Source organism: Rhabdobacter roseus (genome assembly GCF_014202275.1).
Lineage (GTDB): Bacteria > Bacteroidota > Bacteroidia > Cytophagales > Spirosomataceae > Rhabdobacter > Rhabdobacter roseus.
The window spans coordinates 26,064-42,485 of sequence record NZ_JACHGF010000006.1 but is presented as its reverse complement, the minus strand read 5'-3'; the positions used below and the strand labels follow the sequence as shown (position 1 = coordinate 42,485).

Sequence of the window (16,422 nt, the reverse complement as noted above, 5' to 3'; positions counted from 1 at the left end):
TTCCATTCATAAAGTTATTAACTTGCTAGCTGACAAGGCACTGTTGATCCAACTATTCATTGGTTATGAAAAACTGGCTACCTGTCCTGCTAGTAGGTCTGGCGACGCTGTTCAGCGGACCGCGGTTGCCGCTTTATGCACAGCCACCCAACGTTACCTTTGAGCACGTGCCGTTAAAAGATGGTCTGCTGGGGAGTGCCGTATATAGTATTACCAAAGATCAAAAGGGATTTATGTGGTTTGGTACCCGCCGGTGTCCGGTCCGGTTCGACGGGACCTCCTTTCGTCCCTTTCTTTTTCCGGAAACGTATCTGATTACGGGTATGGCAGCTGACTCGATGAACCAGCTATGGGTAGCGAGTGACCGGCAGGGGATATGTCGTATTGACCCCCACGCACTTCAACTAACACCCATCCCCAATACCCCGCAAATAACCGGTTACTTTTACATTGACTCACAGGGAGAAGGCTGGTTCAGCGACACAAGCGGTATTGGACGAATCGACCTTCGGACGGGGGTAGTTCGGCAGTATCCGTTACGTAAAACTACTTTTTTGGGCTTAAAGGCATACGGCTTTCTGGAAGACAAGCAGCATACCCTTTGGGCCATTGGCAGTGATACCGGTTTGTTACGCTTTGACCGACAGGCCAACCGCTTCGTCTCGGTACTAGGCTCGGATTGTCCCGACCCCAAACGACGATTACAATTATATTTTACCCGGGGCTGTATCGACTCCGATGGCATTCTTTGGATTGGCACTTATGGACGTGGGCTGCTCAGAGTAGACCCCAAAACCGAGCATTACACTTTTTTTAATACTCCCGAGCCCCAAAACTGGGTTACCTGTGTGGAGGAAGGTAAGGACGAAAACGGTCGTAGGCTGCTTTGGATCGGCGACAATCAGGGCTTGCTGGCATTTCGTCCGGAACAGCAACAATTTTCCCGGCTGGAAGGAATTCGCCCGGGGCCATTCTATGCTAATACCCTTTACCAAGATACCAGCAATGGGATTTTGTGGGTAGGTACGTCGGATGGCGTATTGAAATACAATGCACACGACAACCTCATCCGGACATTGGCTTTACCTCCGGACCTGGTGCAACAGCCGGTCTTGATAAAAGCCATCACAGCCGATCGGCAGGATACCACCGGTCAGACGTTCTGGTTGGGGCTATCGCATACGGGCCTGCTACGCTGGCATCGGCCCAGCAATCAGTTTACACTTGTTCGATACCCCAATAGGGCTCCGGAAACGATGTGGATACAGCAGGCTGACAATGGGTGGCTCTGGATCGGACTTCGGCGGTGGGATTACCGAGGTGATGGAGTGCTGGTATACGATCCAAAAGCCAAACGCTTCGTGTCAACGAAGGCGGGGCAACGCGCCGGGCAGCTATTTTCGGTTCCATTTGTAGATCATGGCTTTATAGATCGCCACCAACGGCTTTGGGTGGGTAACAATGACGAAGGCGTTCGGGTGCTGGACAGCCGCACCGGCCAGCACTTGCGCTACTGGCCCGACTCGGTCATTGAGGCGTTACACCGGAATAATAATTTTCTGACCGGCCTCACCACCGACCACAACGGTCGCATTTGGCTGGCGACCTACCAGGGACCTTACTACGTGGAAAAAGCCACCCGACGATTCATTCGCGCCGATGATCAAAATCCAGAAGCCCAACGACCCGAAGAACCGGCTACCAATAGTCTTTTAATGGCCCGCAATGGCCACCTTTGGGCCGCTCGCTGGGGAAGTGTTACCGAAAGCCGACCCGATGGTAAACTACTCACCATTCTAACCGCCCAAGACGGTCTTTACGACCGTGAAAATCGAGGTTTGGCTGAAGATCAGGACGGTACCATCTGGATTGGTAATTTTGAAGGGCTTCACGCGTATACTCCCAAAACACGGCGGCTCTTGCGACTAACCACCGGCGACGGGCTAAGTCGAAACAACACAACCGCCGCCCTCTATATTCATCGGGGTACTGATCTGTTCATTGGTCAGGAGAACGGCCTGGATTATCTGGATGTACGGCAAATAAATCACCGTTTCCCCATGCCGTCGGTAGTGGTCAGTTCGTTTCGGGTACATGAGCAGGAACGGCCCTTCGGCCCAGGCCAAACCATTCAGTTAACCCACGCCGACAATGCCTTCAGCGTTGATTTTGTGGCCTTAACCTACAGCAGGTTACCCAATACGCAGTATGCGTATTTTCTCGAAGGATTCGATACTCAATGGAACTTCAGCGGTTCGGCGCACCAAGCCTATTATACCAACCTGAATCCCGGGAAGTACACGCTTCACCTGAAAGCAGCCGACTCCTTTGGTACCTGGAGTTCCAAGCCCGAGCAGCTATCCATCCTCATACTGCCTGCATATTACGAAACCTGGTGGTTTAGGTCGCTGGTTTTTTTGATGGTCGTTGGTGCCTTGTATGGCCTTTATCGTTACCGGGTCAATCAACTGTTGCGTGTTCAACGCATCCGCAACCGAATTTCGGCGGACTTACACGATGAGATTGGCTCGTCATTAAGCGGGATCGGCATTTTGGGTACCATCGCCAAGCAGAGCCTTCCTCCCGGACATCCATCCGGCTCGATGGTTGAACGTATCGTTGCTGACGCCCGGCAAATCAGCAGCTCGCTGGATGATATTGTGTGGAGTATTAATCCCCATAATGACGAGCTGGGTAGTTTGATTGCCCGCATGAATCGACACGCGGCTGAACTCTTTGAGGCCTCCGATATTTTGTACGAGATTATCGTTCCGGAGGCTATCCAACAGCTGAGGCTACCCATGGAAAAACGGCAGGATTTTTATCTGATTTTCAAAGAAGCCGTCAGCAACCTGGTTAAACACGCCAAAGCAACACGCGCACACCTGAAAATCAGTTTGGAACAAAACCGCCTGCACCTGGAAATAGCCGATAATGGCATCGGATTTGAAGCCACCGCCGAAACGACCCGCAATGGACTGCGTAACATGCACACCCGGACCCGAAATTTGCACGGCAAGCTCACCATCCGCACAGCTCCCGCTCAGGGTACGATCCTGCAACTTGACTTCCCGATTTCGGGATGACGCAAAAGGGTTATTGACAAACTTGCGCTAACGTAAGTTCTTTGTTATCGCATGAAGCCTTTACGCAGTTTTCAGCTTCTCTATTTACCCTGCCTATGACTACGGTTTCAATTTATGAAGACAATAACCAGCTCCGTTCCCTGCTCGAATTGCTGATCAGTAACACCGAGGATTTTTCGGTAGTGGGGGCCTATAGCAACGGGCAGGACATTACCAGGCAGATTCTCCTCGACCGGCCCGATGTGGTACTAATGGACATTGAGATGCCGGGCCGTAATGGGATTGAATGCGTACGTCAAATTAAAGAAATAAATGCTAACATCCGGGTACTCATGCACACGGTGTTTGAGGATGATGAACGATTATTTGCCTGTCTGAGCAGCGGTGCGGACGGCTACCTGCTAAAAAAAGACACCGCTACCCACTTATTGAATGCCCTGGGAGAAGTTACCCGAGACGGAGGGCCCATGTCGCCCAGTATTGCCCGGCGGGTATTAAAAACGTTTTTGCATGCACCCCAACCCAAGCCAGAAGACCACGGAATAACCGAGCGCGAAAAGCAGATTTTACAGTTACTAACCTTCGGGTACACCTACCGTATGATCGGGATTCAATGCAACATCTCGGTAGAAACGGTCCGTCGGCATTTGAAAAACATTTACCAAAAACTGCACGTTCAGTGCGGTACCGAGGCCGTCGCCAAGGCCATCCGTGAACAGATCATTGAGTAGCTATTATTGGTTTGCGGAAGCTTAGAAGCATGAGGTGATCCGCCGCGCGGCATGGCAAAAAAAAAAAAAGAGGGCTTGGCATAAGGTACCTTTAGCAAAGCACCTTACACCCTTTACCCTTTGCTTAAAGTACCCTACGCCCCAGGTTATCTATTCACTCCGCAGGCTCTTCACCGGGTTCATCAACGCGGCTTTGATAGCCTGGAAACTCACCGTGAGCAGGGCTACGCCTAGGGCCAAAGTACCTGCCAGCGCAAAGACCCACCACGCAATCTCAATTTTGTAGGCAAAATCGGCCAGCCACGCATTCATCAAGTACCAGGCCAACGGCGCGGCAATCAGGATCGCCACCAGCACCAGCTTGAGGAAATCTTTGGAAAGCAGCCCAACCAGGCTTGGCAAACTTGCTCCAAGTACCTTGCGTACGCCGATTTCTTTGGTGCGTTGCTCGGTAGTAAAGGCCGCCAGACCGAATAACCCCAGGCAGGCAATGAAGATCGCCAGTCCCGAAAATACCAGCACTACCTCCGCCGTGCGTTGTTCGCTCCGGTAGAGGGTATTCAGGTACTCGTCCAGGAAGGTATACTCGAAGGCCGACTCCGATAGGTCCTTTTGGAAAACCGCCTCCAGTTGGCGCATGGTCTGCGGGAGGTCATCAGTGCGGGTGCGCACCAGCAGGAAGGGTTGTCCTTCGGTAAAAGCATTATGAAACGCGTAGGCCCCAATGGGCGTGTGCAGCGACTCAAAATGGAAGTCGTCTACGACGCCCACAATTTCGGCATTAGCCTCGCCAAAGAGATGATAGGCCTTGCGGCCAATGGCTTGCTCGGGCGTAAAGCCCAGGTAGTTGACGGCCGTTTTGTTCAGGATCACCTGGACGGTGGTATCCTGGGGATCTTTGGTAGCCGGGAGCGAAGTACCTGCCAGCAATTTTAATCCCAGGGTACTGATCACCTCCCGTCCGGCCCGGTTGGTCGTAACGGCTACGCCCTGGCTGGGGTCGTCGAGGGACTTAGTCATGTTGCGCCCGCTTCCACTACGGCCGGGGAAGGTTTGAGCGCGGCATACCTCTACCACCGAGCTTAGATTTCGGTAGTCGTTGATGAGCCCGTCGATCTGAGCGCGATCACGAGCCCCGGCGGTCATCACGGCCACGACCTGAGTAGGTTCATAGCCTAGTTTTTGCCGCTGAATAAAGCGTAGCTGCTGATAAAAGACGATCGTCCCGACTACCAGCACCACAGTGGCCGCAAACTGCGCTACCACCAGCGCCCGCCGGAACATCCCCGCTCCCGAATTTTTCACCAGCGTTGTTTTCAGTAAGCTTTTGGGAGAAAACGACGACAAATATAGCGCCGGGTACGAGCCCGCTACCAGTACCAGTACTACCCCCAACCCCAGGAAACCGGCAAGTACCTCCGGTACCCATAAAGAACGAAACGGCAGCTGTTTTTCGGTCAGGTGGTTGAACAAGGGCAAACCCACCACGACCAGCCCAAAGGCCAGCCCCAGGGCCAATACGACCATCAGAGCCGCTTCGAAGTAGAAGCGCCCCACCAGATGCTGCCGGGAAGCGCCCACGGTCTTGCTGACGCCCACTTCCAAAAAACGCACCTGCGCCCGCGCCGTGGCCAGGCTCATGTAGTTGATGCAGGCAATCAGCAGTACCACCACGGCCAGCACGAGCAGAATCTTCACCTGGCGGCTATCCCCCACCCGGCTGGTACTGGCGCTGGAGATTTCGGCCGAGCCCAGGTGTACCTCCGGCAGGGCTTGCAGCCAAAGCGTGTACCATTGCTCGGCCTTGGCCACGTTTTTATCCAGGACGTCGGCCATCTGCTTCGTCAGCAGGTCAACGCTGCTCTCTGGGCGCAGGAGCAAGTAGGTCTCAAAGCTCGCGTTGCTCCAGGACATATTGGCCGCCCAGCGCACACTACTAAACGAGCCGATCAGATCGGCGTCCAGCGTGGAAGTACCCGGAAAGTTGGCATAGACGCCCGTTACGGTAAGCGTATCGCGGTTGTCCACGCGCAGGAGCTGCCCCATGGGGTTTTGGCTGCCAAAGTACCTTTGAGCCGTGGCCTCACTCAGAACCACGCTCCGCGGCGCGGCGAGGGCCGTTTTGGGATCTCCGGCCAGCAGCGGTATATCAAAAATAGCAAACAGGCTTTCGTCGGCCCAGTAGAGGTTTTTCTCCGTAAATTTTTTCTCCCCGGCGTTTACAAAGGCCGTCTGTCCGAAGTTGTGCCGCAGCAACCGCACCTGCTCCTCTACGCTAGGTACCTCGGTCTTGAGCGTCGGCCCGACGGCATTGGGAGCGGTGGCCCACTTCCGGCTGGTACCGTCAAAGGTAGCCGTGAGCCCTACGCGGTAGATGCGGTCGGCTTGGGTATGGTAGCGGTCAAAGCGTAGCTCGTCTTTTACGTACAGCATCAGCAGCAACGCCACGGCCAGTCCCACGGCTAACCCCAGAAGATTGAGTACGGTAAACAGGCGGTTTTTGAGCAGGCCCCGCCAGGCCATTTTAAGATAGTTTTTGATCATGGTTGTGTATGTTTTTAAAAATCAAGGTACTTCGTAGCTAGGGGCAGAGGGTTTGGGGCATGGGGCATTTTTTGGCCTCAATGGAATTGCCGCCATGGAATTGCCGCCATGGAATTGCCTCTATCCCCCCGCCCTTTCTCCGGCGGAGAAAGGGAGCTTAGTACAGGGTACTTTTTTGAAAAGCACCCCTTTGCCCAGCGCCCCGAACCCCACTGCTATTCGCTCCGCAAACTCTTCACCGGGTTCATCAGCGCGGCTTTGATGCTTTGCAAACTTACGGTCAACAGGGCCACACCTACCGCCAAGGTACCTGCCAGCGCAAAGACCCACCACTGCACGCTAATGCGGTAGGCGAAATCCTGAAGCCAGCGATCTAGAGCAAACCAGGCGAGCGGCGAGGCAATGAGGATCCCGATCAGTACCAGTTTTAGAAAATCCTTCGAGAGCAATCCCATAATACCGTAGACCGAGGCCCCAAGTACCTTCCGAATCCCGATCTCCTTGGTTCGGCGGGCTACGGCCAGCGTGGCCAGCCCAAACAGCCCCAGGCAGGCAATCAGGATGGATAGCAAAGAGGCTACCGTCACAATACGGCTGAGGCGCTGCTCGGCTTCGTACTGCCGCTGTAGGCTATCATCGAGGAAGGTAAAGCGAAAAGGCTCACCAGGGACTACGGCTTTCCAGGTTTGTTCCAGCATCGCTACTTGCTCGGATACTTGTCCCGGAGCCAATCGAATCGACAGATCCAGGGCGGACGAGGAAGTAAACATCATATTCTCGGAGTACTTCACGAGCGAGTCCAGGCGTAGCACCATCACCAGGGGCTGCACTTTGGAATGCAGCGAAGCGTAATGAAAATCGTCCGTGACGCCTATGATCCGGTGATCGTGGAAACGCCCCGGTAGTCTTTCGTTCAGGGGATCTTTTAGGTCGAAGGCCTTCACCAAAGCTTGGTTCACGATGAGCCCTCCGTAGGTATCGGCGGTGTTGGCCGGATCAAAATTGCGTCCCTGTACTACTTTGATCCCATAGGTGGGGATGAAGTGGGGGTCTACGATATTGAATTGAAACTCCCGGTATACTTTCTTGGTATCCGTAAAACCCAAGGTACCCCAACTCCCCCCGGAGCCTTCGGCAAAGGGGAAGGCCGAAGCGGCTACACTTTGTACTTCTTTTTGACTTGCCAGCGCCTGGCGGTACCGCTCCACCCGCTGCCGCCCGGCTTCACCTCCTGCCCCTACCGGAATAATCACGGTCTTGTCGGACTGGTACCCCAGGGAGGTACTTTGCAGAAAGTTAAGCTGCTGATTGAGAACTATAGTACCGGCAATCAAGAAAACCGAAAGGCTAAACTGCACCACCACCAGCGACCGCCGAAACAGGCTGGCGTCGCTTTTCAGACTGATTTTTCCCTTAAGTACCTCCACCGGCCGGAAGCCCGAAAGGACCAGCGACGGATAACTTCCCGCCACCAACCCTACCATCACGATCAGCCCCAGTAAAAACAACGCCGCCGTAGCATCAAAGCGGAAAGTAAGCGTTTGGTTGGCTAGTTGGCTAAAGGTGGGCGTTAACACAAAAGCCAAAAGTACCCCCAGCGACACGGCCAGTACCGTCATGAGCAGGGCTTCGCTCCAGAACTGCCCCATGAGCTGACCTCGTAGCGCGCCCACGGCCTTTCGTACCCCTACCTCCTGCGCCCGACTTACCGAACGCCCCAGCGAGAGGGTCATAAAATTGATACAGGCAATCAGGAGTATAAACAGCGCAATTCCCCCCAGGATGTAGGAGTAGGCCGGATTACTAGTAGGCTCAATACCACCCGTGAGTTCGGTGTTGAGGTGAATATCCGGCATAGGCTGCAGATTAATGATGTAGTTCTGGTCCTGGTACTTATCCCCCAGGACAGTCGTGAGCAGCGCCGGAAATTTGGCCCTAAGTTTTTCGCTCTCCGTTCGCTCGCGCAGCAGCACGTAGGTCTCGGGATCGATCATAAACCAGCTTTTCAGCACCTTATCCGAGCGGTAGCGCAGGATGTTTTCCAGCGGAATCACCATCCCAAACCGGATGCTGGAATGGGTAGGTACATTCTTGGCTACCGCCGTGACCGTATAGGCCTGCATGGTGCTATCGAGCTGTAGGTAGAGCTGTTTACCTACCGGATTTTCCGTTCCAAAGTACTTCTGGGCTACCTCCTCGGTAAGTACCACCGAATAAAGATCCTGAATGGGGTTTCCGCCCGTAGAACGTACCAACGGAAAATCAAACATCCGGAAGAAATCCTTGTCCACCGCATGGACACGCTCGCTAAGTACCTCCTCCCCTTTTTTTACGTTGAGGGTACTGGTCTGGACCCGGCTCATGGCTTCCACTTCCGGGTAGGTCTCTTTCAGTGTAGGCCCTAGTACGTAGGGAGTGACGGTATTCGTAAATACGTCACCCTTGTAGACTTCCCGCGTCCAGGCGCGGTACAGGCGATCCGTTTGGGTATGAAACCGATCAAAACTCCACTCGTGCCGCACGTACAGTCCCAGCAGCAGACAGCACGTAACGGCCAGCGTGAGCCCACCCAGGTTGATGAAGGAGTATACTTTGTACTTCGTAAAATTCCGAAGCGCCATTTTGAGGTAGTTACGTAGCATGGCTATTTCTGTTTTTATAAGGTACTTTTTAGGCATGGAGCGGAGGGGTAAGGGCAGAGGGTACTTTGTTATTGCAGGGGTACTTTACACTTTCAACTACCCGCTGCCCCGCGCCCACTGCCCTATACCATCATTCGCTCCTCAGGCTTTTCACCGGATTCATCAGCGCCGTGGACATGGTTTTTCCACCGATCGAAATTACCACCAAGAGCAGCACCAAGGCGGCGGGTGCGGCAAAAAGCCACCAGCTCAATTCGATGCGCGACGCGTAGTTGGCCAGCCAGTTTTCGATCAAAAAATAGGTAATGGGCAGTCCGATCACCACTGACACCAAAACGGTTTTCATAAAATCCTTCGACAGCAAAATCATCAGATTGACAGTACTGGCACCGATTACTTTGCGGATACCGATTTCCTTCGTTCGCTTCGAAACGGTAAAGGTGGCCAGGCCAAACAGCCCCAGGCAAGAAATCAGAATGGCAAAGCCGGTGAGGATGCTAAAGACGGTCTGAAAACGGTCGTCGGCTTTGTACTGCTTGTCGTACTCGCTATCCAGGAAAAAGTAGCTGAACGGCGAGTAGGGAAAATGGCTTTTATATACTTTTTCCAAAGTCGCGAGTTGCTCGCTAGAATTCCCTCCCGAGAACTTCACGCTGGCAAAGGAATCGAAAATAGGATAGTAGAAATGAATCATGGGAATGTAGGCCGCCTTAGGCGACTCGTAATGGTAGTTTTTAAGTACCCCCCGAATGGTCCATTGCCTTCCCCAGAAACTCAGCTCACGGCCTACTGCTTCCTGCGGCGTAGGAATTCCCCAAAGCCGGAGGGCCTCTTCATTCACAAGTATTTCATCCCGCTTGGTAGTGTCCGAAAAAACGGGCCAGGAGGTGGCATCGTAGTTCTTGCCCGCCAGTAGCTTGATTCCCATCAGGTCCACGAAGGAGCTGTCGATGCGCGTCAGGTAAAAATTATAGGAGTTTTTCTCCATGGCATCGGACAGGTTGATACCCGTCGTGGTACCCATGGGGGTAATACCCATGCCCGGCACCGTACCAGAAACCGACACCGCCTCGACCCGCGACTGCGCCAGCAACGCCTGCCGGAAGGTACCGTATTCTTTTTGCGCATTAGGGCCTACGGGCGCTTTCACCACGAGGGTACGGCCCACCTCCACGCCCAGGTTTTGCTCCCGCAGAAAACGAACCTGCCTATAAACGGTGAACGTTTGTACCAGCAAAACAATGGTGATGGTAAACTGAAAAACCACCAGCGCTTTCCGAAGTACCACCCCCTGATTGGAGCGGGAGAAAGTACCCTTAAGTACCTTGACCGGCTCGAAGGAAGACAGCACGAAAGCCGGGTACAATCCGGAAAGTAAAATACTCAGCAGCAGAAAACCAACCAGGCTTTGCCAGAAAAACAGATCGCCAAAAATCGGAAATCCTTCGGGTAGTCCGGCTATTTGGATAAACAGCGGGCAAACCGCTCCGATCAAGGCCACGGCCAGTAGCCCCGCCGCGAGATTAATGAGTATCGTTTCCGTAAAAATCTGGGTTCGGATCTGGTTTTGGGTCGAGCCGACCACCTTACGCATTCCGATTTCGCGGGCGCGGTCGAGGGCTTTGGACGTAGTGAGATTGACGTAGTTGACAAACGCGCTGATCAACACCAGAAAGGCCACGCCCAGCAAAAAGAACACCGACTTCGCCTCGCCGTTCGGTTCGGTTTCAAAGGTTTTATGAGAATAGAGGTGGATGTCGCTTATTTTTTGTCCAATCACCCGTTCGTTTTTTATGATCTTTTCCTTTTCCAACCGGTCGCTAAACGCCGCCAGCGACTTCGTGAATTGATCATAATTTACATTCTGGGCCAATTGCAGGTAGGTAAGCGTATTGTTGCCATTCCAATTATCTTCTTTTTCGCCAAAATCCGACAGCATGGTCGGGTACGAAAAAAGCATATCGAATTTCAGGTGCGTATTGGCCGGGCTATCGGGTACTACCCCCACTACCTCCAAAACCACCGCCCCTTCTGCCTTCGGTAGTTTTAAGGTTTTACCCATCACATCCAGCGTATTGAAGTACTTCAAGGCCGTAGTTTCCGTCAGAACGGCCTGCCGGGTTTTGGTCATAATGCCTTTTTTGTTGCCCCGAAGCAGGGGGTAGTTGAACAGGGAAAAGAAGGAAGAATCTACCGCAAAAACTTTCTCCACCAAATAGTAGTTTTCCCCAATCTGCACCGTCACGCTTGGTTCTCCGTAGGGATAAGCACGAGTGTAGTTAACCACTTCGGGCATTTCGCGCAGGGCTCTGGGCCCCAGCGGTGGGTAGCTTTCGGTATCCTGCGCATTCACCGACCCTCCGCTCATGTAATCCATCGTGAGCCGGACGATGCGGTCGGCCAGTGGGTGGGTGTTTTCGTAGCTTAGCTCGAAACGCACATACTGGATAATCAGCAGCGCCACGGCCAGGCCCGTCGCCAGGCCCACCAGATTGATAGCCGTGAAGGTCCTATCTTTTTTAAAGATTCGGAGGGCAATTTTGACGTAGTTTCTGAACATGGCTACTTGATTCGAAAGGTTGGTTAACGATTGCCGAGGGATTTTCCTTTGGCATGTTTCCTGCTTTGAATAATTCCGCAAGATCAGTGGTGAATAATTGTACCAATCATTTTGCCAAGTATTCAGCTTGCTGTATATCAACACTTTAATGCAATAGCAAAACTACAAAAGTGTCCGGAATCGGACACTTTTGTTCGGTAATGGACTCATTCTATACCGACCGGATTGACTCGTCTCCCGCCACAGACTAGGCAGACAATCTTTTGTATTTATTTTAGGTTGCTGCAACGTTTCAGCCTACGCGCTGTGTCTTACTCAATAACGACCTGCATTGCGTACCTTATCAACTGCACCATGAAGAATGTTCGTCACCTTATTGCCTGTTGTCTGGTAGGTACCGTCCTGGGAATAGTGGCCTGTAAAAAGAAGGAAGTCACGGTGCAAGAACCTGTGGATCAGGTTGAGGATCCCGGTTCGGTGGGTACCCTGGTTGATTCCACGCAGGTCATCGCCTTACTGACGGCAAAAGGTCGCTACTGGTGTCTTGAAAAAATCACGAGAACAGTGGGAGATAAGACGGAGGATGTATCGGAAGATACCACACTGTTTACGCGTATTCAAGTTTGGTACGCGCATGCCAATGCTTACCAGTTCCTTGATGGGTCAGGCGGCAGAACCTTGTTTGAGTCCCCGCAGGAAAGCGTCATCATTAAATCCAGCACGTATAACTACTCCGACGGCGTTTCCGGCAATCGACCTTACGGAACCGCAGAACTACTGATACGGGAAGGCTTCATTTACTTCGGACCTTTTCACGGAAAGTGGAATTGGGATGCGGAAAAGCAGACCGTTTCAGTTCAACTTCCTACTGAACCCGATCTGTTATGGAAAGCGGCCAAAGGGTACCTGGACCGCGATATGCTTCCCAAGTACAAGAGCTTGGCAGAAGCCCAAGACGCTGCCAAGCCCGAAAGAATACGGATCGTCATGGAAGAAAAAGAGGAAGCACAGGGAAAAGTGACCTACGCCTACACGTTGCGGGCAGCCTGGATCATTCGAAGAGAAGCAAGCCCTCGCCGGGAGTTGTCGAAATATATCGTATTTTATTAAGTCCTAGAACGGCTAATAAGTGTCTAATTTTCAGCAATCTAACGCTTCAGGCTGAGCGCGGTGTCTTGCTTTGTAACAACCTATATACACAATCTATAACCTTTTATTTCTCTGCCATGAAAAACGTCCGTCAAATCCTAGTTTTTTGTTTCGTAGGTACGGCCCTAGGGATGCTCTCCTGCCAGGATCATAATATCGAGGATCCTGATCCCGAGGCACCCGCCGTCGACTCCGCACAGGTCATAGCCTCACTGACGGCACCAGGCCGCTACTGGTGCCTCGAACAAATCACCAGAACGGTGGGCGACGTAACAGAAGACATATCGGAAGACAGCGTGTTATTCACCCGGCTTCAGGTTTGGTACGCACATGCCAACGCGTACCAGTTCCTGGATTGGGCAGGGAACAGAACCTTGTTCGAGTCTCCCCAGGAAAGCGTCATCATTAAATCCAGCACGTATGACTACTCCGACGGCGTTTCCGGCAACCGTCCGTACGGCACAGCCGAGCTTATCATACGAGAAGCCTTTATTTACGTCGGCCCCTTTCACGGAAAATGGGACTGGGACAAGACCAAACAGACCGTTTCGGTCCAGCTGCCGACCGGCCCCATCTTGTTTTGGAAAGCTGATAAAGGGTACCTGGACCGCGATATGCTTCCCAAGTACAAGAGCCTGGAAGAAGCACAGGACGCCTCCAAGCCCGAAAGAATACGCATCATTCTGGAAGAGCAAAACGAAGGGTCGAATAAAGTGACTTATGCCTATACGTTGCGGGCAGCCTGGATCATCCAAAGAGAAGAAGGTACACCCAGAGAATTATCAAAATATATCGTACTTTATTGAATCTTTTCAATAAACCTCTTCATGAAATTAGCTTCTATTTATTGTTTCTGTGTATTAATCCTTGCTGTAATAGCTTGTAATAGCCTTAACGATCTTCAACCCATGCCGGAAGATAAGATCCCCGTTGCGGTTGTTGAAGATTTGAAAAGTAAGTTTCCCAATGCTCAGGACATCATTTATAAGACCGTTGAAAGGGATAAACTCTGGGAAGCGACGTTCATGGAAAATGGAAAAAATTATTATTCGGCTCTGGGTACCCAGGGAGTGATGGTTTCCTACCTCCTGCTCACGGCCGCCCCTTCGGGTACCTTCGCGAGTATCCTGGAAAAAGTCTCCCTGCCGAAGGGGAAATTCTCGGATTTTAAAGAAAACACTTCGACTTCCAGTTCTAACAATGCACAGGAGTTGACGGCGAAATATACGCTCGATTCCACGGCCTATATTTTCTCCTGGTTTCCATTGGACGCTACCAGAAAGAAGTACGTGGTTCAGATGCGGTACTTTTCTAAGTTTGATTACACCACTCACCTCGTCGGAGATCTGCCGACGAGAGCCCAAAACATCATTAAAGACAATGCCTTGATCCACAAAAGTGCCCGGATTTTCGTCAATGAGGCCAACGAAAAAACGTATCATAGCCTGGAGCATGATGCTGCCAACAATCAACTGGATTACCTATTCGATCATCGGGGCAATAGCATTTATTCATCAAGAAATTTTCAGGGTACCTACACCAAAACGGCTGAATTTCCGCAATTCGCTCAGGATTATATGGCTACCCATGCGCAGCAGTTCGCTAATTTTCCGATTCAGTCGGGCGTCAGATTCGAGGAATCCGGTCAGACGGGATACCGTTTCATTCTGTACCGCGCCTACCCTTTTCTGGAAACTTACTATCTCTATTTCAACGATTCGGGTACCATAACCTATTTGACCTACGAGGCGCTTGTCACGCTGTAGCTGTATGGTAAATAGGCCATTTTAAATAAGGTTGACAAACATTTTTGAATAAACACACAATCCCTGAATGTCCTTACTCCGCCCTAAAAAATACGAAACACTGGAAGAACTGGTGCGGGCTTGCCAACGGCAGGAGGTTAGGGCGCAGACGGTACTTTATGAACGGTACAAAACCCGGCTGCTGGGGAGTTGCCTTCGCTACGCCAAAACCAAGGCCGAAGCAGAGGATATTTTTCAGGAAGCGTTTGTCAAAGTCTTTAGGAACCTGGCCGAATTAAAAGAAGAAAGGGCAATCGACGGATGGGTGAAGTCCATCGTGATTCGCACGGCTATCAACTACTACCACCGCACCACCAAGGTACAGGAAACGCACATTTCACTGGACGAATTTAACGCCGATCTGGAATCAGAGGAATACGCAAGAATCATCGACCAAATCAACATCAACGTATTGCTGGAGATTATTCAGCAGCTGCCCGATGGCTACCGCATGGTGGTGAACCTGCACATGATCGATGGGTACCCCCATACAGAGATCGCCAAAATGCTCGATATTTCGGAGGGTACCTCCCGGTCGCAATTCTTGCGGGGCAGAAATTTACTTTTGAAAAAACTACAGGAACACGGAATTACGCAATATGAAAACTCATGATGATGAATTGAATAGCATTGTGGGCGACGCCTTGCGGCGAAAGTTCGAACACTTTGAATCTCAGCCCGATCCAAGGCTGGAAATGAGCCTATTCGAGAAATTACGCGAATTGGCTCAATCCAACCCAATCCGCCACCTCATGGCCGTGAGCCTGCTCATAATGTTTATACTGTCGGCAACCATTACGGGCCAGTCTGTTTCCAAACCAGGTTTGGAAACATTTGCCGTGCACGTGCTGCCTAATCCCTCACCTACCCAACCGACAAATGCGCAGAAAAAAAGCCCCCCCGCTGCCTTATCCTCAGAAATAAATTCCGTCTCCATGTTCCGGCAGTCAGTGCAAACGTTTAGTCCTGAAACGCATAGCGACAGAAACAGGGGGGCAGAAACTTTGGAACCAGAAGAAATGGAACCGGAAACACCCGGTTTGCCACAGGGATTAGAGAACACCCCTATGTCCCACAAATCCGCAAATGAAATACAAGATCCTGCTTATATCCACACCATTCAACCCATTTCCTCCCGTCCTTCTCCCCAGTCGATCTTACTAAGCGGGCTCGAAACATTGCCTGATCCGGGAGAGTACGAGGCCCCACCCCGGCCAGAAATCGGAAAGGAAAATGCCTGGCGGCTGCTTGTCTCACTGACCCCCACGAACACGTTTCAAACCCTGACCATCAATCCCCATTCCGATGTGGTCTATCAGAATTTTCAATTTCCGGCTCCGGTTTCCTCGCAGAGTCTGGGCTACAAAGTGAGCGCTGGCCTGGAAAAGAAAGGTTTTCAGCTCCTACTCACCTACGGGCAATTCCGGCAATCGATCCGATACGAGATCGCGACCGACGAATTCCGGGTGGAGCAGGCCAACGGCTACCGCGTGGTGTACCGGGGGACTCCCGTAGAAGATCACAATACTTTTAGACTGGCAGGCCTGGCGATCAAAAAACACGCGGTACTACGCGCCGGTCCCTTTCGCCATTATTACGGTGATTTGGGTGTTGAAGTCAACCACGAACTGACGCACGGCCGGAGTGCCGCGTGGGTGAATCTGGGCCTCGGAAAGCAACTTGCCCTGGACCACCGTACCCTCCTGACCGTGGGTCCGTATCTGGAGTACGGCTTCTCAAAATTCACGATGCCCGTAACTAATTTCCAAATTCAGCCTTATCAGATCGGCCTTTCGATCGGGGTCAGTTATTCCCGACGCTAGTTTTATTTTTGAACGAGTTCAGAAATCGCCATTTCGTGCAGGTACCCTACAGGCCCCTGCTCTATTTCAGCATAGAGTACCT

Annotated in this window: 10 protein-coding genes; 7 read left to right on the top strand and 3 right to left on the bottom strand. The window is 52.0% G+C overall.

The window, feature by feature from the left end; genetic code table 11:
* Nucleotides 1–65: 65 nt before the first annotated feature.
* Both HNQ92_RS18235 and HNQ92_RS18230 read left to right on the top strand, forming a co-directional pair.
* Complete coding sequence (locus HNQ92_RS18235; RefSeq protein ID WP_184175871.1) at nucleotides 66–3,086, top strand: sensor histidine kinase; 3,021 nt, start codon at nucleotides 66–68, stop codon at nucleotides 3,084–3,086.
* A 95-nt stretch (nucleotides 3,087–3,181) separates the two neighbouring features.
* On the top strand, nucleotides 3,182–3,817 hold the full coding sequence (locus HNQ92_RS18230) for a response regulator (protein WP_184175869.1): 636 nt from the start codon (nucleotides 3,182–3,184) through the stop codon (nucleotides 3,815–3,817).
* Between the two features lie 150 nt (nucleotides 3,818–3,967).
* Here the strand turns inward: HNQ92_RS18230 and HNQ92_RS18225 are convergent, their stop codons facing one another.
* The 3 genes from HNQ92_RS18225 to HNQ92_RS18215 all read right to left on the bottom strand — a co-directional run bounded on the left by HNQ92_RS18225 (nucleotide 3,968) and on the right by HNQ92_RS18215 (nucleotide 11,563).
* Nucleotides 3,968–6,361, bottom strand: a complete 2,394-nt coding sequence (locus HNQ92_RS18225; RefSeq protein WP_184175867.1) for an ABC transporter permease — start codon at nucleotides 6,359–6,361, stop codon at nucleotides 3,968–3,970.
* 215 nt (nucleotides 6,362–6,576) lie between these two features.
* Nucleotides 6,577–9,003: an ABC transporter permease gene (locus HNQ92_RS18220; protein WP_184175865.1), complete on the bottom strand. Its 2,427-nt coding sequence runs from the start codon at nucleotides 9,001–9,003 to the stop codon at nucleotides 6,577–6,579.
* Nucleotides 9,004–9,133: 130 nt separating this feature from the next.
* Entirely contained in the window at nucleotides 9,134–11,563 is a 2,430-nt protein-coding gene (locus HNQ92_RS18215; protein WP_184175863.1) for an ABC transporter permease, read from the bottom strand.
* A 354-nt stretch (nucleotides 11,564–11,917) separates the two neighbouring features.
* Between HNQ92_RS18215 and HNQ92_RS18210 the strand changes: the two genes are divergently transcribed.
* The 5 genes from HNQ92_RS18210 to HNQ92_RS18190 all read left to right on the top strand — a co-directional run bounded on the left by HNQ92_RS18210 (nucleotide 11,918) and on the right by HNQ92_RS18190 (nucleotide 16,340).
* Nucleotides 11,918–12,673, top strand: a complete 756-nt coding sequence (locus tag HNQ92_RS18210; protein WP_184175861.1) for a hypothetical protein — start codon at nucleotides 11,918–11,920, stop codon at nucleotides 12,671–12,673.
* A 116-nt stretch (nucleotides 12,674–12,789) separates the two neighbouring features.
* Nucleotides 12,790–13,518 (top strand): hypothetical protein, encoded by a 729-nt coding sequence (locus tag HNQ92_RS18205; RefSeq protein WP_184175859.1) that lies wholly within the window; start codon nucleotides 12,790–12,792, stop codon nucleotides 13,516–13,518.
* Between the two features lie 21 nt (nucleotides 13,519–13,539).
* On the top strand, nucleotides 13,540–14,478 hold the full coding sequence (locus tag HNQ92_RS18200; protein ID WP_184175857.1) for a hypothetical protein: 939 nt from the start codon (nucleotides 13,540–13,542) through the stop codon (nucleotides 14,476–14,478).
* Between the two features lie 67 nt (nucleotides 14,479–14,545).
* The gene (locus HNQ92_RS18195) at nucleotides 14,546–15,130 is read left to right on the top strand and encodes an RNA polymerase sigma factor (protein ID WP_184175855.1); all 585 of its coding nucleotides are present in this window, start codon (nucleotides 14,546–14,548) and stop codon (nucleotides 15,128–15,130) included.
* Between the two features lie 454 nt (nucleotides 15,131–15,584).
* The gene (locus HNQ92_RS18190) at nucleotides 15,585–16,340 is read left to right on the top strand and encodes a hypothetical protein (protein WP_184175853.1); all 756 of its coding nucleotides are present in this window, start codon (nucleotides 15,585–15,587) and stop codon (nucleotides 16,338–16,340) included.
* The last annotated feature ends 82 nt before the right edge of the window (nucleotides 16,341–16,422 follow it).